Annotated in this window: 22 protein-coding genes and 1 pseudogene; 11 read left to right on the forward strand and 12 right to left on the reverse strand. The window is 51.3% G+C overall.

Translation table 11 applies throughout. The features are described 5' to 3' along the window. Nucleotides 1-59: 59 nt before the first annotated feature. The 6 genes from ACR0D8_RS07750 (at nucleotide 60) to ACR0D8_RS07775 (ending at nucleotide 7,716) form a co-directional block, all read left to right on the forward strand. Nucleotides 60-740, forward strand: coding sequence for a ferritin-like domain-containing protein (locus ACR0D8_RS07750; protein ID WP_480646376.1), 681 nt, complete (start codon nucleotides 60-62; stop codon nucleotides 738-740). A gap of 1,013 nt (nucleotides 741-1,753) precedes the next feature. After that, nucleotides 1,754-3,205, forward strand: coding sequence for a tyrosine-type recombinase/integrase (locus ACR0D8_RS07755; protein ID WP_480645606.1), 1,452 nt, complete (start codon nucleotides 1,754-1,756; stop codon nucleotides 3,203-3,205). Further along, the gene (locus tag ACR0D8_RS07760; RefSeq protein WP_480645607.1) at nucleotides 3,202-4,779 is read left to right on the forward strand and encodes a site-specific integrase; all 1,578 of its coding nucleotides are present in this window, start codon (nucleotides 3,202-3,204) and stop codon (nucleotides 4,777-4,779) included. The genes ACR0D8_RS07755 and ACR0D8_RS07760 overlap by 4 nt, the downstream gene beginning before the upstream one ends. After that, the gene (locus ACR0D8_RS07765; RefSeq protein ID WP_480645608.1) at nucleotides 4,776-6,878 is read left to right on the forward strand and encodes a hypothetical protein; all 2,103 of its coding nucleotides are present in this window, start codon (nucleotides 4,776-4,778) and stop codon (nucleotides 6,876-6,878) included. Before ACR0D8_RS07760 ends, ACR0D8_RS07765 begins: the two co-directional genes overlap by 4 nt. Continuing rightward, nucleotides 6,875-7,276 (forward strand): hypothetical protein, encoded by a 402-nt coding sequence (locus ACR0D8_RS07770; RefSeq protein WP_480645609.1) that lies wholly within the window; start codon nucleotides 6,875-6,877, stop codon nucleotides 7,274-7,276. The genes ACR0D8_RS07765 and ACR0D8_RS07770 overlap by 4 nt, the downstream gene beginning before the upstream one ends. Continuing rightward, a complete protein-coding gene (locus ACR0D8_RS07775) occupies nucleotides 7,273-7,716 on the forward strand; it encodes a hypothetical protein (protein WP_480645610.1) in 444 nt (147 codons plus the stop codon). Before ACR0D8_RS07770 ends, ACR0D8_RS07775 begins: the two co-directional genes overlap by 4 nt. 63 nt (nucleotides 7,717-7,779) lie before the next feature. On the opposite strand, the gene ACR0D8_RS07780 is transcribed toward ACR0D8_RS07775, so the two are convergent. The 3 genes from ACR0D8_RS07780 to ACR0D8_RS07790 form a co-directional block, all read right to left on the reverse strand. Further along, nucleotides 7,780-10,035, reverse strand: a complete 2,256-nt coding sequence (locus ACR0D8_RS07780; RefSeq protein WP_480645611.1) for a ThiF family adenylyltransferase — start codon at nucleotides 10,033-10,035, stop codon at nucleotides 7,780-7,782. Then, complete coding sequence (locus ACR0D8_RS07785; protein ID WP_480645612.1) at nucleotides 10,025-11,161, reverse strand: ComEC/Rec2 family competence protein; 1,137 nt, start codon at nucleotides 11,159-11,161, stop codon at nucleotides 10,025-10,027. Before ACR0D8_RS07785 ends, ACR0D8_RS07780 begins: the two co-directional genes overlap by 11 nt. Nucleotides 11,162-11,239: 78 nt before the next feature. Then, nucleotides 11,240-12,454: a patatin-like phospholipase family protein gene (locus tag ACR0D8_RS07790; protein ID WP_480645613.1), complete on the reverse strand. Its 1,215-nt coding sequence runs from the start codon at nucleotides 12,452-12,454 to the stop codon at nucleotides 11,240-11,242. A 454-nt stretch (nucleotides 12,455-12,908) separates the two neighbouring features. Here ACR0D8_RS07790 and ACR0D8_RS07795 point away from each other — a divergent pair, with 454 nt between their 5' ends. Then, entirely contained in the window at nucleotides 12,909-13,754 is an 846-nt protein-coding gene (locus ACR0D8_RS07795; RefSeq protein WP_480645614.1) for a ComEC/Rec2 family competence protein, read from the forward strand. Nucleotides 13,755-13,791: 37 nt separating this feature from the next. Here ACR0D8_RS07795 and ACR0D8_RS07800 read toward each other — a convergent pair whose 3' ends face one another. The 5 genes and pseudogenes from ACR0D8_RS07800 to ACR0D8_RS07820 form a co-directional block, all read right to left on the reverse strand. After that, nucleotides 13,792-14,418 carry an alpha-ketoglutarate-dependent dioxygenase AlkB family protein gene (locus ACR0D8_RS07800; RefSeq protein ID WP_480645615.1) on the reverse strand — a complete coding sequence of 209 codons (627 nt, stop codon included), beginning with the start codon at nucleotides 14,416-14,418 and terminating at the stop codon, nucleotides 13,792-13,794. Between the two features lie 109 nt (nucleotides 14,419-14,527). Continuing rightward, nucleotides 14,528-15,280: an SDR family oxidoreductase gene (locus tag ACR0D8_RS07805; protein ID WP_480645616.1), complete on the reverse strand. Its 753-nt coding sequence runs from the start codon at nucleotides 15,278-15,280 to the stop codon at nucleotides 14,528-14,530. A gap of 163 nt (nucleotides 15,281-15,443) precedes the next feature. Continuing rightward, a complete protein-coding gene (locus tag ACR0D8_RS07810; RefSeq protein ID WP_480645617.1) occupies nucleotides 15,444-15,947 on the reverse strand; it encodes a hypothetical protein in 504 nt (167 codons plus the stop codon). 177 nt (nucleotides 15,948-16,124) lie between these two features. Then, nucleotides 16,125-16,805: a LysR substrate-binding domain-containing protein gene (locus ACR0D8_RS07815; RefSeq protein WP_480646378.1), complete on the reverse strand. Its 681-nt coding sequence runs from the start codon at nucleotides 16,803-16,805 to the stop codon at nucleotides 16,125-16,127. A 45-nt stretch (nucleotides 16,806-16,850) separates the two neighbouring features. Continuing rightward, a pseudogene (locus ACR0D8_RS07820) lies at nucleotides 16,851-17,024 on the reverse strand (LysR family transcriptional regulator); the annotation flags it as partial. 99 nt (nucleotides 17,025-17,123) lie between these two features. On the opposite strand from ACR0D8_RS07820, the gene ACR0D8_RS07825 reads away from it, so the two are divergent. The 4 genes from ACR0D8_RS07825 to ACR0D8_RS07840 all read left to right on the forward strand — a co-directional run bounded on the left by ACR0D8_RS07825 (nucleotide 17,124) and on the right by ACR0D8_RS07840 (nucleotide 19,383). Then, on the forward strand, nucleotides 17,124-17,414 hold the full coding sequence (locus ACR0D8_RS07825) for a DUF1330 domain-containing protein (RefSeq protein ID WP_480645618.1): 291 nt from the start codon (nucleotides 17,124-17,126) through the stop codon (nucleotides 17,412-17,414). A gap of 235 nt (nucleotides 17,415-17,649) precedes the next feature. Then, nucleotides 17,650-18,246 carry a LysE family translocator gene (locus ACR0D8_RS07830; protein ID WP_480645619.1) on the forward strand — a complete coding sequence of 199 codons (597 nt, stop codon included), beginning with the start codon at nucleotides 17,650-17,652 and terminating at the stop codon, nucleotides 18,244-18,246. A 93-nt stretch (nucleotides 18,247-18,339) separates the two neighbouring features. Next, nucleotides 18,340-18,768 (forward strand): hypothetical protein, encoded by a 429-nt coding sequence (locus tag ACR0D8_RS07835; RefSeq protein ID WP_480645620.1) that lies wholly within the window; start codon nucleotides 18,340-18,342, stop codon nucleotides 18,766-18,768. Nucleotides 18,769-18,891: 123 nt separating this feature from the next. After that, complete coding sequence (locus ACR0D8_RS07840) at nucleotides 18,892-19,383, forward strand: GNAT family N-acetyltransferase (RefSeq protein ID WP_480645621.1); 492 nt, start codon at nucleotides 18,892-18,894, stop codon at nucleotides 19,381-19,383. A gap of 472 nt (nucleotides 19,384-19,855) precedes the next feature. On the opposite strand, the gene ACR0D8_RS07845 is transcribed toward ACR0D8_RS07840, so the two are convergent. From ACR0D8_RS07845 to ACR0D8_RS07860, 4 genes are all read right to left on the reverse strand, one after another. Then, nucleotides 19,856-20,704 carry an aspartate dehydrogenase gene (locus tag ACR0D8_RS07845; RefSeq protein ID WP_480645622.1) on the reverse strand — a complete coding sequence of 283 codons (849 nt, stop codon included), beginning with the start codon at nucleotides 20,702-20,704 and terminating at the stop codon, nucleotides 19,856-19,858. A 108-nt stretch (nucleotides 20,705-20,812) separates the two neighbouring features. Next, nucleotides 20,813-21,793, reverse strand: a complete 981-nt coding sequence (locus ACR0D8_RS07850) for a sugar ABC transporter substrate-binding protein (protein WP_480645623.1) — start codon at nucleotides 21,791-21,793, stop codon at nucleotides 20,813-20,815. Nucleotides 21,794-21,833: 40 nt separating this feature from the next. Further along, complete coding sequence (locus tag ACR0D8_RS07855) at nucleotides 21,834-22,286, reverse strand: Rid family hydrolase (RefSeq protein WP_480645624.1); 453 nt, start codon at nucleotides 22,284-22,286, stop codon at nucleotides 21,834-21,836. A gap of 21 nt (nucleotides 22,287-22,307) precedes the next feature. Next, nucleotides 22,308-23,294 (reverse strand): sugar ABC transporter substrate-binding protein, encoded by a 987-nt coding sequence (locus ACR0D8_RS07860; protein ID WP_480645625.1) that lies wholly within the window; start codon nucleotides 23,292-23,294, stop codon nucleotides 22,308-22,310. Nucleotides 23,295-23,317: the final 23 nt, after the last annotated feature.

The following is a 23,317-nucleotide window of genomic DNA, read 5'->3' on the forward strand; positions in this document are numbered from 1 at the left end:
ATTTATGACCCGCACATCTGATTAAGCGGAGAGATCCAGTGTCGAAAACACTGACCCAGATGGCGACCGAAGTTCTGACCACCGCGGACGGGCGCGAAAAGACCGCCCTGTCCAAACGCCATGCCGCCGCATGGTTTGCGTCGCGCAAGGGTGAGGCCCCGGCGATCGGGATCGGCACAGCGACCCCGCCACTGAACCCGGCTCGGCCGGATCGGCCCGAATTGCTGTCTCCGCGCGAGGTTCCAAAGCGGAAACCGGGCACCGAGGCGGGCCGCATCGCATTGCTGCATGCGGTTGCCCATATCGAACTGAACGCGGTGGACCTGCATTGGGACATCATCGCGCGCTTCGGTCACGTGCCCATGCCCATTGGGTTCTATGACGACTGGGTCAAATGCGCCGAAGAGGAATCGCGGCATTTCGAGATGGTCTGCGATTGCCTGACGCGGATGAGCAGCCACTATGGTGCCCTACCCGCCCACGCCGGGATGTGGCGCGCCGCCGAGGATACCGCCAATGATCTCATGGGTCGGCTGGCGGTGGTTCCCATGGTGCTTGAAGCGCGCGGGCTGGACGTGACGCCCGGCATGATCGACATCTTCCGCAAGGCGCAGGACCAGCAGGCCGTTGCCGCGCTTGAGGTTATCTATGCCGAGGAAGTCGGCCACGTGGCCTATGGGTCGAAATGGTTCCATTTATATGCCAACCATTTCGTTCCAGAGGAAGCCTCGAGCACTTAAATATTTGTAAATTAACAAAAATTTTTTCATCAGGTCAGATTCCCCCTTCAAAAGACTTGCGTCATCACTTGGTGTTACGGAACAAGTATTTTCTGGACGGAACTTTCGAAATGTTCCCACGTACACACACGCAAGACCCACAAAAATCCAATTATCACAGAGCTTTAAAAGATTGGGCGTTCTGGGAACAAAAATGACCGACAGCACCCAATGCCACGTAGTTTGGTGCACGTTGCTGACTGGATTTGACTTACAGTCACGGACGGAGACACAGATGGTCTCAACTACTTCAGACGTTTTCATTATTTAAATGCCAACAGCGGTATGTTTTCCGACCACTGAGAGGCGCAATACCCGGCCATTTCAGAGTGACTGGCACCTTGGCACGCGCGCTCTCCAAATAGCTGGCGTGTGCCGAGGTGCCTTGGTCCGCCAGGACCAATCAAAATTCCATTTCAAGAGTTGTCTTTGAGCTGTTTTGCCCTGCTTTGCGTCAGGCTCTAGCTTTCACCGTTCAACTTAAGAATTCTGACATGATGGGTAAGCCTGTTGAGAAAGGCTCCGGTCAAAGATATCATACCGTGACAGGTACAAGCCTTGTTGCCGATGATCGTTGAAAATGTGCAGCCTGGTGAGGCCGCGTGGATCCGTATCACCAAGTTGGTTTGGCTGTCGAGGTTGTTACCTTCGATCATTTGCAGTTGCGGGCTTCTCCGGTGATTCGCAGCGCTGGTCAAAACTGGCACCGACAAAGCTCAAAACGCGTTAGACTGGGAAAAAAAATCTTAGGGCTCTCATTGGCAAGAATAGCCAATCGTAGAGCACCATTGCCTCCCTACTCTTCTTCTATCCTTGAAATCCAAGAACAGTCCCTCATCTATCCATTGGGGGGCAAGAACAGCGTAAGCATTTGTTCTTGCTAATTATTTAAGATCGCACCAAGCCTGAGACTGTTGAAGATTGGCCTCCATTCGAGTATCGTTTGGAGACCACCCACTGCCTCGGAGAAACCCTTGAAGCCCATTTCAACACTAGGCCGGCAACCTGTGAAACACACTCAAACTCGAGCTGGCGAAACCCGATTTTCGATCTACCGGGAAGATGGCAGCATCGCTCTGTGGCCTTGGGCTTGGGTTGTCAGCGAGACACGTCAGCGCAACTACACCCCGGATACTATTTCCACTCGACTATCTCACATCACCATTCTCGAACTTTGGGCAATTCACCGAGGTGTCGACCTTTACAACATAATGCTAGACGGAGAATGCCTGAGCTTAGAGCAAGTAGCAGACTTAAACTATTTCCTGAATTTTCAAATCCAGGATTTGCGTAAGCTGGCGTGGGTTTTGCCCATGAATGAGCAGAAGTTTCTTACCAGGTGCCTGGAAGAGCGAAGCGTTCAAGCTGGCACAATAATCCAACGGCAGATTGGTATTGAAGAATACCTCCTGTGGCTCGGCGAGTACGGCAATCGTTTGCTTCAAAAAAAGCCAAGCCCAGAATCCGAACGGAAACTGTGCCGCCGCAAACAACTCCTGGAACCAACGATCAAGCTACGTGAGGGCGGCTATCACACAGTGCCGGGCAGCTATGCGCACTACTTTCGAAAGGTACGTAAAGGTATGCCGCAAAGCCGGATCAAGGCATACGATCATGAGGAAGCTGCTGACCGCTTTGCCCTATGGTTAGCGATCTGTAATCCGTATGATGTTTGGCCCAAGAATCGAGTTCGAGCTTTACGAAACTACCTAATTTTATTGATGTTTTCCGACCTTGGCTTGCGCGCTGGCGAGTTGGGTCAATTGAAGACCGAAGATTATAAGAGCGAAGATGATTTGATCGAGGTCGTCCGCCGCCACAATGACCCAGAAGACCCTAGGAAACGTCAGCCAAACGCAAAGACCTTCGACCGAAAAATCAGTTTGAAAGCGTCGCCGTTGCTGATCGAGACCCTCGATGAATGGATGGATGTGAGGGACGACATCGATTTTCAAAGCGGCAGAAACTCAAACTCCTTCATGTTTGTCAACTTGGCTCGTGATCCCACTGAGTATGGCAAGCCTATGTCCAAGACCGCAATTGACAATGTGTTCAGAGACGCCTCCAGAGCAGCTGGAGTTCGAACACTGACCCCGCACCCAATGCGACACAAAAAGGCTCGAGAAATGGCCAAGCTTCTAAACGAACTTGGAACCAGCGGCGAAGAAGCTCGAAAAGTCTTCACTTATCACTTTGGATGGTCGGAAACGTCCAAGATGATCTCTCGCTATCTCGGAGGAGAGTCCGATCTTGGCGCCGCGAAAAGCATGCGAACAATCTGGGCGGAACAGGAGGCTCGAGCCGCTGCCAAAGATACGGAATTCCTCAACATAATTGGCTCAGAAACAAGTGAGTACATTAGCCTGCTCGATCACCGCGAAAAGTTGGCCGAAGAAGCCGCGACAAAGAAGAAAGATAAGAAATGAACAAGCACAAACCGTGCTCTCACGGCATTCCAGCACTGCGCCCAACCAATATCCGCCGAGCTGCCAATGGTGAAACTTTCGATATCACTTCTAATTATTGGGAAGTGAGCGCAACTGGTAGCGTTGCTACCTTCAATTTTGAATGGTGTACTGAGGTATTGTCGCCGTTGATGAAAAACGCGCTCAAGGAAGTGGTGGCTTATCGGCTTGAATCCAATCTTGCTTCGACGATTAGTGGAGAGTTAACAGCCTTTAAACGGCCATGCCTCTGGATCCAAGCTCAAACAAATAGTTCAGTGACCAACATCAGTTTAGAAGATGTGTTGGCGTATCGTTTGGACGGCGGAACTAACAACGATTATTCGATGAGGAACCTTGTTGCCACGTGGCTCGAACTTGGATTCACAGGTATCAACAAAGAAGCCTCTGATTTTATTCACAAAATACCCCCACAAAGTAAAGAGAAAACTCACATTCTAACTCTTGATCCGGTATCCGGACCATATCTGGATGGCGAAATCGCAATTGTGGATCGCGAACTGCAAGTCGCGTACGAAACGGGTGAAATCAACAATGCTCAGTATGTGTTGGTTCAGATGTTTCGGCTCTATGGGCAGCGATCAAGCATGGTGGCGAACCTGAAACTCAGGGACGTTAAGACCCCGAAACATCATGGCGAGGAAACCTCGGTTAGATTCGAAATACTGAAACAGAAACGGAGCCAAGCCCAAAGGTTTGGCCCAAAGCGCCCTGCGCCGATGTTGTTTACGCACGCATTAGAAGCCTATTTAGACGAATTGACAGGGGAAACTCCTGCTTCTGAGTGGGATGAAGGTCAACCGCTATTTTGGGCAAAGACAGATGTCTTCTTGACTAGGAGACATGCAAACGACATTCGAAATTCCACGAAGATTAAGGGGCAAACTGCAGTGGGATACGAAGCCCACATGACAGCCGACAGGGCTAGAGCACGGTATCAAACTATCCTAGCCAGTTTGCGCATTATCAGCCCTCGTACAGGTGAGCCAATGGTGTTTAACCAATTGAGAGAAAGGCACACAATCGCGACAATTATGGCAATGCGAGGGTGTACAGCGGAAGAAATCGCGGCATGGCTACATCATACAAGCCCTGCAAGCTGCGAGGCCTACATCGAACTAGCTTCGCGACATCATCAGCTTATGAGTAGCCTCCTTGACGGTAAGATGGTGCATGTCGCCGGTAGGTTCTTGGGCCAAGTGATCGAAGATAACCCTGATGACTTCGAGGTCGGTTCTATAATCACAGCGACCGAAGCTGAAGGTGCTCCTGATCTTGGTACATGCGCTTCCGGAGGTTGCAGTGCGCTGGAAAGCCTCGCAGCGCCATATGCATGCTTTCTCTGCCGCCATTTCAATCTCTCAATTGATTCCGAGCTTGACCCGTTACTGCACCTTCTGGCTGGCAGAAAGGCAGACGCTAAGATGCATGGCGATGACGAATACTCTCGGGAACTTAATCGGCACATTGCTGCGGTTTTCGCTGCAAAGAAATTGCAGCGCCAGGCGCGCAAAGAGCGAGAGAGCAACGCATGACTTTGCATTTCAAGTCAAAACAACAGATCTCAGTCGAGGAATACATCGCAAGGGCTAAGAAGCTGTCGATCCTTGATCCTCGTGTCGAGGGGCATGTCGTATGGGACAGTGCCACTTGGGACATAACTGCTTTTGTAAAGCGGACAAGGAATTCCAAGGGAGAAACGATTGGTTTCCATCATGCGGATCGATTGCGGTCCCGCGCGAATGATCCCAAGTTCGCGATGAACCTGCCATTTGGTGACTTTGCAAAGGCATACTTCGCCTTTCAACTCAATGAAAACGCCACAAAAACAGGAAAATTTAGAAAATCCAATGTCTTTGGCCACAAGGTGAAGTTCTGCCGCATCTTAGACCGCGTTCTCGAAAGCCGAGGACTTCCCGGCCGCGCAGACCTTATAGCAAAGTCAGACCTGAACAAAGTCGTCGAGATCGCCAGCAAATCGCATAAGCGGAAGGCTGCTGAAACCATGCGATCTATTGCGAGAGTACTGGAGGAAGTGGGTATCGCGCGTGACTTAAAGAACTGGTGGCATCCAGAACTCCAGGACTGCCGTTTTCGGAGCAGAGTGAATGAGAATTTTCTCCGAAAAAATCTGACTGAGGAGGAAGTATCATGCTTGGGAGAAGCCTTCCATCGTGCAGAAGTTCCACGAGATCAGGTTGCTATGAGCATCGTTGCCCTTTTGATGTGTGCACCTTCTCGAAAAGAGGAAGTCTTCATCTTGCCCGCTCAGGCCGAGGTACTGGAAAATCCAGGCGGGGGCTACGTCGATCCGGACGTACCTTTCCACCAAGACTGTCGGTTCAATGCTGGCCTCAGATGGTGGCCCGTCAAGGGCGGGAAGCCGATGATCAAGTTCGTTCCGAAGGAGATGTTGCCTGTTGCTCAGTTGGCGCTGGAGAGGCTTCGCACCCATAGTGAAGATGCTAGAAAAGTAGCAAAATGGATGATTGAGAAGCCAGGAAGAGTTTATCTCCCACCTGAGCTGGAAGAAACGCGAGTTTCCGGTGAAATCACAAAGCAACAGATTGGTAAGCTTCTAAACGCATCGCAACGTGCGGTTCAAAACTGGCTGGGCCACAGGTCAATCAATCACGAAAGGCTCCAAGTAAACGGAGGTACTGGGCGACATTATGCCGTCTACAGTTTCTCAAAAATTGAGCGAGCCTGCCTTGACGAACTGCCAATCGACTGGCCCGTGCTTAGCGATTTATCATCTGTGAAATACGATAGTGCCTTATGTATCTGTCTCAAGGCTCAGTTTGACAGCGGTGCAAACTCTAGGCCTTACATGGTCGAAGCAATAAGCACTGATATTATCGATCTGGTCTTGGCTGGAAGGCCAGAACGCACAAGAAAAGATGGCTACACTCATAGCGCTACGCCTTCGATCTTCGAGCGCTTAGATATCCGTCTGCGAAATGGTGAATACCCCAAGGTGACAACACACCAGATGCGCCATTACTTAAACACGATGGCTCAACGTGCAAACGTACCACAAGCCCATATCGCATTTTGGTCTGGGCGCGCGAGTACTATGCAAAACCCGTACTACGACCACACAGACAAGCTGTATCAAGTCGAACAAATCAAGCGCGGCGATGAGGACGAGAACTTGCCGACGATCAGGGTCGTGGATGACTCGAATGTAGAAAACGCGTCCTACGCGTCGGCCAATCGCAAAATGCACATGCATTCAACAGCGTTCGGGTACTGCAACCGCCGCTTCAATCAAGAGCCGTGCGACCGAGCTGGTGCCTGTAGAACATGCACTAGGCTGGTATGCCTAGGCGGTTCCAAAAGAGCCGCTGATCAGCTCCTTAGGAAGGCGGAAAGAGATCAAAATTCGCTTGAAACCCTGCGGGCTCGCCAGGCTAAAGGAATGCGGGTCAATGAAACAACCATAGAGGCTATCGAACATAGTCACGCTCGTAGCCAAGCACTCGCTGAGGCCATTATGGATCCAGCAAACGAAGGGACTCTGATCCGCAATACCGACCTTGGCCCATTGATCGAGTTCAGCCATGCTGAACGGATCATCGAAAAAAAGCTGGCAGAGCTTGAAACGTCTCAAATCACAGGGAACTTGACGTGAAGCTTACGCCCGAAAAAGTGGATAAAATTTTGGTCCTGATTGGTCAAATGAGGGGCGAAATCACCCAGAGAAAAATACACGATAAAGTTGAATCCAAGGTTGTCAAAATCTCATCTAAGCAGCTATTCAAACACCCTCACATCCATGCGGCCTACCTAGACAAAGCGGCAGCCTTCTCGCGCAAAAGAGAAACGGCTAAAGGTAAGAAAGCCCGAAAGGCACCAAAAAACGCCGCTGCAATAATGGAAGAACAGCAGAAAAAGATCTCTCAACTCGAAGAGAAATTGGACGTGATCTTGTCAAATGCCGTCGCGCAAGGGGTAGATCCTCGCTTGATGAAGCAACCGCTTAACGTCTCCAGACTTGGGAATACGTACCCAGAGGGGCGCAAAAAATGAGTCGCAGCAAGAATGCGGAAGCTATTACCACGCTTGAGGTGGTGATCAGAAAAACTAAAGAAGACTATTATTTGTCACCAAATTCGCATCGTGCCTTGAGCTCGCAACTAATTTTGGAACAGGCGAAACTGAACTGGAAAACTCTGTATCGCAAAGAAGATGTCCGCCCTCTCCTCGCTGAGTACGCAAAGGAGAAGGGGCTGGCATACAGCAGGAAAGGCAGAGTTGCCCCAACTCAAGAAATCGTTGGAGTATTGGAGTCTGATCCCACAGATATGGTGCCCCAGAAGAAGCTCAAAGACGTACAGCAGCGTGTCTCAGAGCTTGAGAAGAAGATTGCTGACTTGCGGGTGTCGAACACCTCGTTGAGGGCTGATGCCTGCAGCGTCACAGCGCACCAAGGTCAGCGATGTGCAGGAAGCGAACTTTGCAAAATCTAGCGGACGACCCCTAAGAACCATTCACCACCTAACCGTCGCGCTACACCTTGGCTGATCTCCGGATCAAATTACGGTTTCCCAGGTATCGCCTGCGGTGCGTGTGCGGACTCGCAAGCCGTTTTCACCCATGATGAGCATGACGCCAGGCATGACATAGAGCTCTCTCCGTTCTGTGATCCAGTCCAGCAATTTTTCGTCATTTAAGCTTGGCTCGTTGTGCATTCCCAATGGGTGGGTGTGCCATTCACCGATGTATGTCAGATGGTTCATTGTCATGCGTTCGGCCGACATTATCGTCTTTTCGACTTTGTGCCCGCCGCGCTCGAAATAGCTTGCCCCAGCAAGACTATCAGCTGGGGCCTGTAATGCACCTGTAATGTAAATGCAGCGGTTTGTTCGATCACAGGATCCAAGAAGTACACCACCCGTTTCCAAGCGGCCTGAGGCAATCCGGGCCTCGGAAACAGTGGCCTGGACAGCCGCCGATACCGACACGCTCCAATCTCCCAAACCCACTTTCACGAATGGGGGAACGTCATGTTTCAATACCGAAACCCCGCCGTCGGGCTGCGTTACCCAAATCTTGATCTGCCCATTCTCAGTTTTTTGGACCGGATCGATGATCTGCCCGGACGCGATTGCTGCGAACAAACCCATTCGATGCTGCGGAATAGTCACGCTCGCATCCCGGCAACTGCCAATATGCACCGTGTCCCCGACAGCCAAATGGTCGTTCAACTCAGAGCGGGCAAAGATCGACCAATAGTACTCCATCTCAATGTCAGTGAGATGGACATGCCGGTCTCGACCTTCGCCGAACTCAATTAGGGATGAACCAGAGGGATTGACAAAATAACTCACCAGCGGGTTCTTGAAATTCTTCCTCATTGCCAAGTTCCGGCTAACATCAAGGGAAGCACTCAGATCCACGATACGCCGATCACTGGCCAAGGCGTCTTGGAGTGCTTCGCTCTCGTCAGGCGCACCCACACTCTCATGAAGAGAAACGGCGTGCTCAGAGCCGAAAAGGTTGTCAATGTTGCCTTTAGCAATATCAGATTTCGACTGACCCATCAGCCAACCAGGGACATTGTGTCTTGCTAGATTGTGAGGAAGCACGAAATCATTGTCGACGACAATCCAATCACTAGAGCCCATACGGGCACAATTGTTGATCACCTGAGATCCAAGTGCGCCGGCACCGATTGCTACAAGGCCATCTTGTTCTCCGGGCACCAAGCCGGACGAAATACGCGCCTGGTCTGGGCTAAATCCCGTGACCACATTGAGAGGCAAAACACTGATGCCAGCTAATGCACCGAAGTCTATTGGTTCTTCCTTCAACAGTAGCCCTACCGTATCACCCTCCGCATGAATAAGTCCGAGGTTCAGACCAACGTGCAAAAGGTTAGTATTGCTGCTAAGGTATGCACGCGTAGTTCGGGCTCCAACAGAACCGTCTTCTCGGAGCAAGGGCGTGATAATAATAAGCAGCAGCCCGCTTCTTACCTGAACTTTTTTGGCTCCCTTTTCGAGATCCCCGTGAAATTCCGCTTTCAGTCGCGCTTTGAGATCGATGCCAATCTGGCTGTAGGTTTCGAGGAGCTCAGCCATATTCTGCGGAAGGTCCAGCATTGATCCGTGAGGAACGGGATCTGTTAGCAGAACAGTAGCGCCGTAACTTTCTTGCCAGTTCTCTGGATTTGACACCGCGGGTACAAGCAAGACCGGAGGTAGCATCCTATCAGAAGACCTGATTGCAAAATATTGCTGTTGAATTTCTGGGTCGAAATCGGCGGGTAGGATTAGCTCGCAAATACTCGGGGCGATAGCAGGATCAAGAGGCTGTTCTTCGCCATGAAGTTCTCCATGCGCGGTCTCAGCCAGCCACCATCTGATACGTTCAACAAGGAGATCGGGGCTGTAAATATGTGCTATGTCACTTGCTTTAGCATCAAACAAGCAGAGAGAGCGACGATTGCCAGGATAACCCAGGTTCATATGAGGCAAAGTTTGAGGGAAGTCACACCTGATCGGATAGACACTGGGTATTTGACAACCTGAGACGAAGACCACAGCCATCGGCTCAGCGTGCCTAACATCGTTGGCGACTGGTTTTTGGCCAAGCGCAGCATATGCCTCTAGAAGAACAACTTCGGTTTCACCCGAAGAACTCCGACGTGCCTCCAGAAAATTTGCGCCCGTGTAATCGTCCCTCTGGACCAAGGCAGTGAGTGCCCTGAGGCCAGGGTCAGACAAATCTTCTGGTGAGATTGCAGCTTCGGCTTGTGCCGCCAGCCACTCAGCATCAATTCCCATCGCCGGCCCGCGGAGCAGCACCGCCGGTAAGCATCGCGGCCGCGGGCGCACCAAAGGCTTTCAGTGAAGCACCCCGCCTGCCAATTTCTAGAACAACTGGCTTTGGATTCGTCTTATTTGGTTGTTCCATCGTCACAAGGAGATGGTTTTTACTCACGACATCCTCCTTGTAGTAGTTGGCGGCCTGTCGGTGCGGTGGCTGCACATCATTATCTTCGGCAGAACCTTTGACGGGGACCGGCTTGCTGGATGACACGACGTACCCACCGCTTTCACCTTGAGTTTCAAACAGCCATTTCACCTGATCTACAGGGGTTGTCTTGTCAGTCCCTTTTGTATCCGAGAGAGAGAGATACGAGCAGTGGTGTGGCAATTTGAAGATATTCCAGTGCAACCGGTCATCATTCTTCTTTTTCTTTGTGATATCGACAATTTCTGACAACACGTCATGAGGCACATCCGCCGCGAAAAGCACGTCTGTGTGATATCCACCCTCTTCGAACCGCATCTGGAATACCAAGGAGTCCCCGTTGCGGTCTTCTACTCCATTTTGGTCCGTTCGTGTGGCGTGGGGCGAATGAACAAAAACTTCGACTTTGTCACCGTCGAGGGTCAACTGGGGAACCAGCTGACCTGCGTCAACAAAGCAGTCTTTTCGATCTTCGATAGTCAGACCATTGTCCTCAAGCCAGTCTTTCAACCGTTCCGGGCGCGAGAAAACTTTGATCCCCTTACCCTTTTTTAGCCGATGCCTCGCCTCCTGTCGGATCACGCGGCCATCATTCTTCATGCCCTCTTCCGTGATCGCCGCTGCGGGAACCCAGAGCGTGTCGATCTTCTTGCGATCCTTGGACTGGTATTTGGAAGCGTGTTCGAGCCAAAAATATTCCGGAGCCTTCCGACAATGGTCATCATCCAAGTGGGTGAAGGCCACAATGTGATAGCTGTCGAAATCGGATCCCTCGAGATCTTCGCTGAGTAATTTCGGCAAATCACACTTCTTGTCCTTGTTGTTTGCGTTACGATCTTTCGTGTCCGCAAAATCGATGAGCATGCGCCGCCCGTCATTCAGCTCTACGAGGTTCGTATCTGCATTGCCAATTGGAAAAAATGTAATCTGTGTCATGCTCTGTACCTCGAATTTTATCTTTTCATTTACTTGGTAACGAACACGTGAGATGCAAGGGGATGTTCACAAAAAGTTCTAATCCTTCAAGAGCTCCGGATGATGCTCCTTCAAGACGGCCAACGTGACCTGCTCTCCACGCTTTGAGAGCTTTGCAATCCAGTCATCATTCATGGCAAAGAAATCAGTTGGGTAGCCATCAACTTCTTCGCGCCGCACCAGGTTTTTTGGCGGTTTTGCAAGGCGCTGATCAGACTGGCCGAGATAGGGCAGAATAAAGCGTTTCAACCGTCCGTCGGCTTTGAGATCAAACAAGCGTTTCATGGCTGCATTCTGCGCCCTGTCAAAGGTTGTGAAAAAGCTCGCCTTCATCCGAGCGATCCAAAACAGGCTCGGCTGATCCAGCCTTAGTCCATACCCGGCTCGGCAAGCAATAATAGTGTCCAGAGTGGGAACCTGAACCGAGATTTTGGGATCGCGATCAGGCCAGAGAGGGGCCAGGCCCAGATTATCGTATACTCCACCGTCAGTGAGCGTCACTCGGTCACTACGCTCGCTTCCATCAGAGCAATTAAACGTGAACACCTCATCGAGCGCAGGCAAGAAAAGCGGGTATGCCGCAGACGCCGTTACCGCCGTCGAAAGAGGGATTTTGTCAGGGTTCACTTTGCCAAACCGCCAACAGCCGCTTTCAACGGGGCTAAAGTAGAAAGCGGCCCCAGTTCGCAGCTCGGCGGCCGTCGCAACAAACTTGGGCGTTTTGTCTTCCAGATCCTTTAGTGTGGCTCCTGCAAACAGTGTTCGGTCGAGCGTCCGTGCAATCAGTGTCGTACGGCTGGCGAACCGGCGCGGCATTCGCCTGGCCCCTTGTTTTCCCTCGACTGCACCAAATACTCTGCGCATTGCCTCTGCGTAAAGCCAGAGAGGAAGGGCGGTTAGAAGCCTCCAAACAAACGCCAACAGGTGGATGATAAAGCTGAAAACCACCTTTCCGCCTTCAGTTGATGTGAAGGCGGTCCTGATAGTGGGCAAAAACAGGCCGGATCGGAGAAAGCCCGTTATCTTCTGTTCGAAGCTCTCGAATGAACCCTGATGTGTCACGTACGCGGCACCAATGACGCTGCCACCAGAGACACACGACAAGACGGCGCAATCGTTAAGAATTCCATGTTTGTGGAGCGTTCGCAGGCAACCGAGATGAAACGCAATAGCCCTTGAGCCGCCACCAGATAGAGCTATTCCGATGGTTTTGTGCGGATCCGCATTGCCCTTGCCCTTGCCCTCTTCTTCCACTTATTGGCTCCCTATTCAGTTGATCGCCGAAGTCCTAACCTCTCAAAATTGCGGCGGCAACGGAATGCACAATTGGGATGGTGGCCACTGATCATACGCCAGATCCAAAGTTGAATGCCGGTTGACAATGCGGCAACGCGGCATTTGGATTGCCCCCCGGGAGAATCACGGTCGGGTGCGTGTACCTCAGCAGGTAACAGCGGGCAGCCCATTGCTGCAGGTCGCGCCAGGAGCTGTGAACAAGGACGATCAGCCCAAATCGGTCTATGAGCCAAGAGTGCCGGGATGAGAGAAGCGGAACCACTTCGTGTCATGCCCCAGAGCCCGGCAGATGGACAAAGTGATCTGAAATGATTGCATAGGAATCGACTTACCAGCCTTGTAACTCAGAGCATCTCGGAGAAAGTAGAGTGAAAATCCGAAGTGTCATTGTTTTACAGAGTTTAGAAGAAACATGAATACAGTCGTCCACATCCTAAATGTTGGCCAAGGAAATATGGTGTGGATCCGCACGGCCAACGGCAAAGATATCATCTTTGATTGCAACATCACTGACGACAATGAAATCGACGTGCTTGGTTACATGTACGAGCACAGTGGATCTGGGCTGACCATCGACGAATTCATCTGCTCGCATCGGGACAATGACCACATCCGTGGCATCTCCACGCTTCACCAACACTTTCCCATCCAGGTCATCAAAGACAGTGGCTATCCCGGTACTTCCACAACGTCGCCAGACTATCGGGCTTACATGCGCCTCCGCCGAGAGATCGGGTATAGCGAAATAAAGAAGAAAACACGCAGCGATTTTGGGTCGACGCGTCTCCGCTTCCTCAGTGCTCAAGACCCACGCTTGGCTGATAATGCCAACGCGCAAGGCATTGTCATCAAGGTAGAGCACCGTTCTCCTGACATAGACGTGGTGCGAGGGAGCATTATGCTTCCGGCGGACAGCGACGCAGCTACATGGCGCTATGGCATCGAATGCGACTACGACTCCCGTGAGTTGAAATCAGATCTACTTATGGCCGGTCACCACGGTGCGCTCGGCTTCTTCGATGATCCAGTTGATGAAATTAACTACTATCTCGACCACGTGCATAGCATTAAACCTGCGATGACGTTGATCTCGGTCGGAAAAAATGGGTACGGCCATCCGGATCAAACCGCTCTCAAGTTTTACGAGCAGATGAGCACAGGCTCAAATAATGGCAACAAAATAAAACGTACCGACCAGCACGGGCACATGAAAATCGTATTGAAGGACACTGGCGGGTGGAGCCTCACGGTCGCTTAGTTCGACGCCTTGCCTTCAGCAACGTCAGGAGCATTACCTAACCAACTTTAGGCACCTTGATCTGACGAAAAGTCAAACTGATGCGTGGCTCGAGAACCCGTTTCGACTTTGGAATGCTATGTAGCCAGTGATCTTGAGTCTCGCCCTTCATTGTCAGCAAGCTACCGTGTTGCAGATTGACCGACACCGTTTCCTTGTTCGACTTGTGCTTAAAGGAAAACTTGCGCTCCGCACCAAAACTTAGCGACGCGATTGTACCGTGCTTGACTAGATCTCTCTCTGCATCGCTGTGCCAGGCCATACCTTCGCCACCGTCAGCATAGCGGTTGAGCAGACAAGAGTTAAATTTCTCGCAACACCGCTCTTCCACCAAGGCCTTCAATTCCAATAGCAAGGATGGCCACGGCATCGCCGTTTTTGTCACCTTCGAGTATGTGTACGAGAAAGCGTGATCCGCATACCACGCGACCTTTCGCTTTGTTTGCACGCGCTTGCCAAAAATTATCGCTTCATCGTGCTTCCAATCCACGTGAGCCTCAAGTTTAGCTAAATAGTGGTCAGATATACTGTTATCAAAAACCCGACCGTAGAAGTACACCTCACCGTCTTTGGGAAGAAGGTTTTTGGAGCTGCCGTCTAAAAATGAGAAAAGGTCGTCTTGCATGTGTTTCCAGATATTTGAACTGCGGCGTGAGCCAGGACAGTACTTGAATTTGCTTGGCCTTTGGGCGTCCATACACGGCACGCTCAAAAACGAGCCGTGGATCGTGCTTTTAACCCTTCGTTACTGAGTTGCCACCGTCAGCAGTCATTGCACTATCCGTCACGAACGAGGACTGATCTGAGATCAGGAACAGGGCGGCCTTCGCAATTTCCTCTGCCTCCGCCATACGTTTGAGAGCATGAATGCTGGCGACCCACTCGTGCGCCTTGGAATCGTCGCCCGCCATCTCGGTTTTGGTTCCGCCTGGCAAGAGAGCATTCACACGAATGTTCTCGGCACCATGTTCAACGGCCAGAACTTGCGTCAGACCAATAAGACCCGCTTTGGAGGCTGCGTAAGCCGCCATACCTGGCAGACCGATAGTGTGCCCAACAAATGTTGAAGTGAACACGATTGAGCCACCACCCCGCTTGTTCATCGCCGGGATTTGGTGCTTGGCTGCATGAAAGCCACTGGTCAAGTTAGTCTTAATGACACTGTCCCAATTGGCGTTCGTCATATCCGTAACCGGCCCCATATCTCCCATAACGCCAGCATTATTGAAGGCTGCATCAAGCCCGCCGAATTCAGCTTCCGCTAATTCGACTAACTCTTCCGCGTAGGTCTCATCAGAGACATCTCCGGCCAAATAGACTGCTTTTCCACCTCTTTCGAGGATTTGGTTGCCCAGACTCGCCAAGCGGCTTTCCCGTCGTGCACCAAGCACGACATTGGCGCCGTTTTCGGCGAAAATGATTGCCGCTGCCTCACCAATTCCACTGCTCGCACCTGTGATGATCACGGTCTTGTTCTCAAGTAGCATAATCTCTCCAGAATTGAATTCTCGACTGGGAGATAAGCGTGAATCACTGTCGGAACGACCCGTTTCTTGCGGATAGAGATCTCGATAAAACGAAGTGCAAGGGATGTTTGATCTCCCTAGACCTTGTGTTTGTTCCCAAGTGAAATGATGTTTTTGACGTGTTTTACGTATTCAGTGGAACGGCCCGGTATGTTCGTTGGGATATCGAAGGAAGCGATGCCAGATCAACACCATACAAATGCAAATGGAATGTAGCATCGGGCCCAATTGAAACAGTACCGTGAATTTCATCGTGGTTCATGATGATGGAGTCTTTTGGTCCAATCGTCGAAATCCCAATTTGCTCCACCTCATTGCTTGTCATTGATTTGCGACTGTACCTTTGGTTCATTTCTCTGCCTTCGATGCCAACAATCACCGCCCAGGTTTCATGTCGATGAGGTAGTGTAACAACACCATGACCATCCGATACTAAGTATAAAGAGGCACCGCCATCGTGGGCTATATCCAGCATATGTGTGACTTCCTCTCCCGGCGCAGCACGACGGTACTGACTGAAGTCTCCGTCAGATGCCAAAGACAGTAACTCCTTCTCGATTTTTCGAAGTGTGGATTTGGTAGGCCCTTCATTCGCTAGGAGCTGTCTAATAAGGTTCATCTTCTCCATTATCATTGAGGTAACTCCCTATTTACAGTTCGTGGCACTTGTCTGCCTCGTTTGACCCACCCCGGTTATCAAGGTAGCGCCAGCCAAGCACACCAAGCAAATTCTGCCCCCCCGCACGGACTCAAGACAACGAAACGACTATTGTTTCAGCCTGAACTAGTTTAACTGTTCTTTCACTTAGTCGTTACAGAGGATTGAGCTGTTTCTTATTGCTCTTTCTAAGCTCCTAGCAAGCGCCCGAACTAAGGGGTTTGCCTCTCTTCTGGACGGAAACTGAATAGACAACAATGAGCGAGGTCGGTTCTCCGTGTAGTGCAACTCGACTAGGTCTCCGGCTTCAATAGCTTCCTTAGCCAAATATAACGGAACTTGAGCAACGCCAGCTCCTGTCAGAGCCACTCTCAAGTTGAACAACATGCTGTTAGACATAATTGCCGCTTCATTTCTAGAAACTGTTGTTGGTTGTTGAAGATGAATTGAACGCTGTTCTGAAAACTCCACTGCGAACCCAATGTGCTCACTGACAGAAAGCGATGAGGGTTCCGAAACATGTTGGTGTTTCGAAAGGAATGTTGGTGATGCGCAAAACGCAAACTCAATACCACCAAGTTTTTTCACTACCGTATCCTGGCTTGTGGGAGAACCGCCTCGAACCGCGATATCTACATCACCGTCCGCGAAATCAACGATCTCGTTTGACAATCGAAAATCGATCTGAACGTCCGGATGCTTTTGTGTAAATTCTCCGATTGCTTGCGCAATTGGCGTAAGTGGAATCTCCGAAGGAGCAACCACCCGTAAACGCCCTGCTAGGCCGCTGTGTATGTTTGCCAACCGCTGGTCATTGGAAAGCAGCATTTCAACAGATGGCTTGACTGCTTCAAGGTACTCCCTCCCCTCCCTCGTAAGGACCAGTTTTCGCGTAGTTCGCCTGAAAAGGAAAAAGCCTAGGCGTGCTTCAAGGGAGGCTATCTGAGAACTGACTGTGGATTTTGCCTTCCCAATGTCTCTTGCGCCAGAGCTAAGGCTTGGCGCGTGGGCGATTTGTACAAAGGTCACAATTGAGTTTACATCCATCGTCCGAAATATTGAACGAATCTGACGACGTTGTCCATCTTTTCGGAAACTCGAGCAGCCTTTAGCTTGGTAACACAATCAATCATAGGAGCTGAGAAGATGAGTGCTTTCTTTTTGTTCGACAACATCGAAGTGACCGACCCAGAAAAACTGGGAACTTATGTAGAAACTGTTGGCCCGGTCGTCGAAAAGTTCGGTGGCAAGTATCGTGTCATCGGCGGCGGAACCGAAATCCTAGAAGGCGATTGGCAACCCACCTACCCCGTAGTGATAGAGTTCGAAAGCAAGGAAAAAGCCTTGGCATGGTACAACTCTGAGGAGTACCAGCCCTTTAAAGCGCTGCGTCAGAGCGCCGTGAAGTGCAACGGCACTCTGTTTGAAGGCCTTTAATTTAGTCCGCGCGCCTGGCGTTGCTCGGCCCGCGAACTAAACGGCCCTGCTCTGGGCATATTGGGCAGTCCAACACGCAATTGTCTGGTCTGCCCAGCTCTCTCACTCAAAGGGCGCATTTCACTCAATCAGTCTGGAATCGCCTGTGACTAGAGATCTTTAGTTTTTTGCTTGAGCCCAAGCAACGCCAGGAAACTCGTTGCTATGGAACTGAGTAGAGGAAGGATGGCTCTCAATGGAAAACCAACTCATCGCATTGATAAGTTTCGCCCTGGTGGCAACCGGTTCACCTGGGGGAGCAACCTCGTTGGCAACTGCCTCAGGCGCCAGGTTTGGCTATCGGCGCAGTTTGCCACTGATTTTCGGAATTGCCACTGCATTGGCCGCGCTGGTTTCATTTTCTGGAGGCGGTCTGTCCGCACTTATGTACGCATTCCCTTCCTTGGAACTGATCCTGAAGCTTCTCGGTTCCGCCTATCTGGTCACGCTGGCGATAATGATTGCCAGAGCGGGAAAGCCGGAAGGAAACGGCGGTAAGAGGGACGTCCCTTTCGGCTTCGTTGCAGGAGCATTGCTCCTCATCATCAACCCAAAAGCATGGGCAATGGCAGTTGGCGTCGCAGCCTCGTTCTCCTCGATTTCCGACAATGGCGCCGTAATCGTCTCGCTGTTCGGGAGTGTGTTCTTTATTTGCGCGGCTCTTTCGCTGACGCTCTGGGCACAACTCGGCAGCTTGCTAGGGAAACTGCTAAAGACCGATCTGCAATGGCGCGTGTTCAATGTTCTGATGGCCGTTCTGCTGATGGTTTCCATTCTGACCCTATGGCTCTGAGATTCTGGGTTCGGCACCGTTGCCACGCCACCAAACCTTCAAAACGACTTTCTTCACTCCACAACAACGAAATCTGCTGAGTAAGGAGCTGACATGAAAACTCTAGATCTCAAATCACTTGGAAACTCACTACGCCAATTCTCAGCGATGGCCAGCGCGGGCGTTGAGATAAGGGATTTGCTCGCCGAGAATGCTTTGAGCAGAGCACCCGCGGTGGACTTCAGCCACGTGCTGCGAGAGGTGTATCAAAAGCATGGGCTGGGCGATGTTTTTGGCGAGCCAGATGATCAAACCGATATGCCAAAGTTCGAGTTCTCCGAACAAGTACAAGATTGCTTGCTGTTGGCCCAAACAGAACTCAAAATGGCGAGAGCTTACGCGAATGAAGAAATTGAGAGTATCGGCGAACAGCCCGCTCGGCGGGCATTGCTCTTAGAAGCGATCCAGTGCGCCGAGACCTGCCTCAGTCTGATCGACCATTTAAACGACAAGCCAGACGCCGACGGCCAAACAACTGTGTAAGCGAGTTCTAAACACGCTCGTCACCAACCGCAAAAAACAATGCCCGTCGGGTCTGCGTCAGCAACACCAAACAACCTATTGCTCGAACTTGACCCATCGTTAATCGAGAAATTGGAGGAGAATATGACTCTGGAAATTCGAGATTGCTATGAACTAGATAAACATGAGCTAGAACAACTCCGTTCTCTGAGTGTTTCTCAGCAGCAAATGGAATTCGGCGGCACGTTTGAGAATTCCTTGGGTTCTGCGATCACTGAGCGCAGCTCTACTCTACGCGGATACTGCTTCTTCAAGCAAAGAAACGTTGTCGGCATTGTTATCCTCAAGCGACCACCAACGTCACCGGAATGGGTTCCACCCGACGCAGTGTCACTACATGGCCTGAAAATAGACCAATGGTATCAAGGCCAAGGCTTGGGTAAAGAAGCTTTGAAGCTAGCGACTGATGCGGCAGCCACTGTGTGGCCAGAAGCAAGAAGTTTGATTCTTGCAGTTGATGCAGACAACGCGAGCGCATTGGCACTTTATCGAGGATTTGGCATGGAAGACAGTGGGCCGATTTTTTCTGGTCGGATTGGAAAAGAGCACCGGCTAACGAAGTCGTTTGATCGATGAACTCTTTGAATCAAGCAGGAATCCTCGAACGATGAAAAAGCGCCGCGTCAACGGTGACAAACCCTACCTATCTAGATTGCATAGAAGAATCGCGTCTAAATGGGTTTCTCGATTGTCGAGTTGGCTGTCCTGCTCTGTGTTTCATGGCCACTGAATTGGCGTTTCTCTGCTGACGTTTACAGCACTAGAGAACGCATTTTGAGGGCCCGGTCTGAACGGTTGTGATTGATCCGCTCCAGCCAATGATTGATGTCAGTCACTTTTGCTGATCTGTTCGCCCTACCTCCTAAAGCCGTCCGAAAGTTTTGTATAAGAGAAGAGAGATACTGAGGTTAGAAGTCACCTTAAACGAAGCTACGATAACCAATGCAAGGTCCGTTTGCGGGAGGTTGGATAACCGATACAGGACAATATTTAACTACCTGCAGACGGACCAAGATTGCTGATTGTCTCGAGCCCTCAAGCTCCATGGTCAGGCACCAATCACAACCGGAGCGGATAGCCTACGCAGTGTTGAGATAACGCTAAGAGGGGTGATTTTACCCGTCTTCGGATTTTCCTCCGTTGGAATGTTCTCAATCTTTAACGTTAGGTCCGCACTATCAGACTTAACGGTAATCGTATGAGTGTTGCGCACGACAGTCGGATCGGCCCAGATTTCAAGGTGGGTATTTTGGACACCAGAACCGGCCAACCCGAGAGCTACCGCCACATTAAGATTAGCAGGAAAACCAACAATCGCTTCTTCGGCGGTGCCGTCAAACACTTTTGTTGGTTCTTTGACAGCGGCAGGGTCGAAGCCCTTTTCTACCAGAGCAGGCGCACCGGTTAGACCAAGAGGAGGCTTTTGGGTTACCATATTGATTTCATGTATTTTCCCCTGCCCTACAGATTGAACTGCGTCCAAGCCTAGTAGCGCTCCTGATGGCACAAGGATACGACCGCCGTGTTCGCGCGCTAATTGTTCAAGGTGCGGGTTCGACAATAGCGCACCTGCACTGATAACTACGACCGTTTTTCCCTGCTTCAACGCTGGCGATGCGACGTCCGAAAGAAATTTTGCGGGGCAACATTCAACGACAACGTCCGCCACATCTGCCAACTCCGCAAGAGCGAGAACGTCGTAGTGCTGAGCGAAGTTTTCTGCAATGTATGCCTCAGCGTTGGCAACATTGTTCGCTGACACCGCGGCCAACTCCAACCCATCGATGCCTTCGTCAAGCGCCTTGGCGACGAATTTACCTATGGCTCCGAACCCACCGACGGCCACTTTGATTTTTTTGTTTTCTTTGGTCATTTTGATCACCACTTGGTTCGCCATAGCGAAGTTTCCAAACATCCTGTTCGTTTCAGCTGACGCGCTCCTGTTTGCGAAAGCGCGAAAAGGCATTAGGCCAGGGCAGCAAACTCGACCCACCCCGGCCCAGCTTTAGTTCGTTGGGCGCCACCCCTTCGGTTGACGGATTTCGGTCAAATCAATCTCCGGAAGGTTTTCAGGAAAAACTGCCACTGGAGAAATCGTCCGTACCTCGCCCTGCTCGGCATTGCCTGCAATCAGTTTGTCGGCAAGTTCTACGGACTGTGAGCCAATTGTGACGGGTTTTTGTGCTACAACGTAGTCGACACAACCCTGCTCCATCAGGTCTTGAGCCGCTTCACCGAGAACCGCGAAGAGTACTTTGATCTCACCACATTTTCCTGCCTGTTGAACCGCCCTCGCCGCGCCGATGCCATAGGTGTCATCAGCGGCGTAAAGCATATTAACGTCAGGGAACCGCTGAATGATATCATTGGCAGTCGTCAGGGCAATTGCCACGTCCTGATCAGTGGATTGAGAGGCAATAATCTCGATATCGGACTCTGCCACATTTTCCTTGAAACAGCGAAGCCGCTCTTCAGCCCAGAATGCACCGCCAGGACCGGCCAGAACGCCAATTTTTCCACCGTCTGGCAGGATTTCGTTTGCGCCAGCAGCCATCATTTCACCCAAAGTGCAATGACTAGAGGATACAGCTCCATCAGGCGGCACGTCGGTCGCTACAATAGGGCTAGAAACCCCTATCAATGGGACCCCGGCACCGCGAGCTTCGCGGGCCACGCCATTGAATGCACTTGGGTTAGCTGGGTCCACTAAGATCGCGTCGACCTGTTGCGTGATTAGGTTCTGAACCTGTGACAACTGACGGTCAACATTGGAATAGCCACCGGCATCCAATACAACGATTTCGTAGCCGAGTTCTTCTGCCTTTGTCTCGATCCCGTATAGGATAGCGGTATACCACGGCCCCGCCAAAACAGGCATCGAAACACCTAATTTCTTCTCATCAGCGAGCGTCGCCGTTGCAGTCATGAGCAGTGCAGCGGCAGCCACACTTGTGCGCCTCAGAAAGGACTTCCAAATTTCCATCATAATCTTCCTCCTTGTTGTGTTTGACTTGTTGAATCGGAGGTCATGTCTTCGCGAGGATCACTTCGATCTCGACCAACCATGCTGAGCTCATCAACTGTACGACCTGCACACGGGTACGAGCTGGAAGGGGTCCATCGATCTTGAAATATTCTCGGTAAGATTCACCGAACCCATCCAGATCGATTTCGCCACCTTTGTCCGGATCCGGGCAAAGGTAAGCGACCATCTTTACGATATCTCCCATCTCGTAGCCCTTATCGGTCACGATCTGTTCGATAGTTTTGAGAACACCCGCAGTTTGAACTTTCGTGTCACCGTATGCTGCCCTGTCTTCAGGATTAGCAGTCTCGTCGATGATCGGTGGAACTTGGCCGCTCACGAACAACAGCTTGGCGTTCGGTGGAACTTCCACGGCTTCAGCCCAGGGTGCCTTAGACTGGTACGGCGTCAGTGCCGGATCGTCGTTTACAAATCGTTTGATGGTGTCTGACATGGATTGTGACCTCTTGATAGGTTAAGGCTTCCAGTCGGCTGGCTGCCGAATGTCCGCAACGTTCACTTGGGAAGCAGTTTCAGAAGTGACCGGCAGGAAGGGAACTTGCACAACTTTCTCGTCGAGCGTTCCGCCCTTTATCAACTCGTCGGCTAAACGAACTGCTGTTCGACCGATCAAAACTGTTTGTTGGGCAACGATGTACTGTGCACAGCCGGCCGACAGCATTTCTTCTGCAGCCTCGCCGTAACCTGCCATTAATACGTTAACGGTCCCGCATTGGTTGGCCTGCTGGACGGCGCGGCTCGCTCCTACACCTAGCGTGTCATCTGCGGCGTAAACCAAATCTGCGTCTGGGAAACGCTGCAGGAAGTCATTTGTTATGGACAGGGCAGTTGCCGCGTCTCCGTCACTGTGGCGCTCACTGATAATCTCAATGTTTGTGCCTTCAATGCTCTCCTTGAAGCAGCGATAACGCTCGTTGGCCCAATAGGCACCGGGCGGGCCTGCAAGGCTGACAACGGAACCTCCATCTGGAAGAACTGACCGAGCACCTTCTGCCATCATCTTACCAAGATCGCACTGACTAGACGTCGACGCGGCGTCTGCTTCGACATCGGTGGCGACCACCGGTGAACCCAGACCCACGACCGGAATACTGGCACCCCGCGCTTCGCGTATCGCACCATTCAGAGTCGCCGGGTCTATCGGGTCGGTCAAAATAGCGCCGACGCCCTGAACCACTAGGTTGGAGATGTGGTCGATCTGGGTTTCAGGGTGTGTGAAACCGCCTGCATCCAGTACCACCACATCATAGCCAAGCGCTTCGGCTTCATCCATCGCGCCATAAAGTACGGCCGAATAAAAGGCACCGGCATTGGTCGGCATGGCAATACCGATCTTTTCATCTGCGGCGACGGGAGCTGACAGAGATAGTGCTGTCAATGTGCACGCTGCTAGGGAGCTCTTCCCCTTCAGCTTCGTGATGTGTTTACGAGATTCGGACATAGTACTTCCTCCGGCTGTTAGGT

It is taken from the genome of Ruegeria sp. BG10 (genome assembly GCF_056538575.1).

Coding starts and splice junctions, on each gene's coding strand:
- ACR0D8_RS07750 (WP_480646376.1), top strand. CDS start 60: ATGGCGACCGAAGTTCTGACCACCGCGGACGGGCGCGAAAAGACCGCC.
- ACR0D8_RS07760 (WP_480645607.1), top strand. CDS start 3,202: ATGAACAAGCACAAACCGTGCTCTCACGGCATTCCAGCACTGCGCCCA.
- ACR0D8_RS07765 (WP_480645608.1), top strand. CDS start 4,776: ATGACTTTGCATTTCAAGTCAAAACAACAGATCTCAGTCGAGGAATAC.
- ACR0D8_RS07775 (WP_480645610.1), top strand. CDS start 7,273: ATGAGTCGCAGCAAGAATGCGGAAGCTATTACCACGCTTGAGGTGGTG.
- ACR0D8_RS07780 (WP_480645611.1), bottom strand. CDS start 10,035: ATGGGAATTGATGCTGAGTGGCTGGCGGCACAAGCCGAAGCTGCAATC.
- ACR0D8_RS07785 (WP_480645612.1), bottom strand. CDS start 11,161: ATGACACAGATTACATTTTTTCCAATTGGCAATGCAGATACGAACCTC.
- ACR0D8_RS07795 (WP_480645614.1), top strand. CDS start 12,909: ATGAATACAGTCGTCCACATCCTAAATGTTGGCCAAGGAAATATGGTG.
- ACR0D8_RS07800 (WP_480645615.1), bottom strand. CDS start 14,418: ATGCAAGACGACCTTTTCTCATTTTTAGACGGCAGCTCCAAAAACCTT.
- ACR0D8_RS07805 (WP_480645616.1), bottom strand. CDS start 15,280: ATGCTACTTGAGAACAAGACCGTGATCATCACAGGTGCGAGCAGTGGA.
- ACR0D8_RS07810 (WP_480645617.1), bottom strand. CDS start 15,947: ATGGAGAAGATGAACCTTATTAGACAGCTCCTAGCGAATGAAGGGCCT.
- ACR0D8_RS07815 (WP_480646378.1), bottom strand. CDS start 16,805: ATGCTGCTTTCCAATGACCAGCGGTTGGCAAACATACACAGCGGCCTA.
- ACR0D8_RS07825 (WP_480645618.1), top strand. CDS start 17,124: ATGAGTGCTTTCTTTTTGTTCGACAACATCGAAGTGACCGACCCAGAA.
- ACR0D8_RS07830 (WP_480645619.1), top strand. CDS start 17,650: ATGGAAAACCAACTCATCGCATTGATAAGTTTCGCCCTGGTGGCAACC.
- ACR0D8_RS07835 (WP_480645620.1), top strand. CDS start 18,340: ATGAAAACTCTAGATCTCAAATCACTTGGAAACTCACTACGCCAATTC.
- ACR0D8_RS07840 (WP_480645621.1), top strand. CDS start 18,892: ATGACTCTGGAAATTCGAGATTGCTATGAACTAGATAAACATGAGCTA.
- ACR0D8_RS07845 (WP_480645622.1), bottom strand. CDS start 20,704: ATGGCGAACCAAGTGGTGATCAAAATGACCAAAGAAAACAAAAAAATC.
- ACR0D8_RS07850 (WP_480645623.1), bottom strand. CDS start 21,793: ATGATGGAAATTTGGAAGTCCTTTCTGAGGCGCACAAGTGTGGCTGCC.
- ACR0D8_RS07855 (WP_480645624.1), bottom strand. CDS start 22,286: ATGTCAGACACCATCAAACGATTTGTAAACGACGATCCGGCACTGACG.
- ACR0D8_RS07860 (WP_480645625.1), bottom strand. CDS start 23,294: ATGTCCGAATCTCGTAAACACATCACGAAGCTGAAGGGGAAGAGCTCC.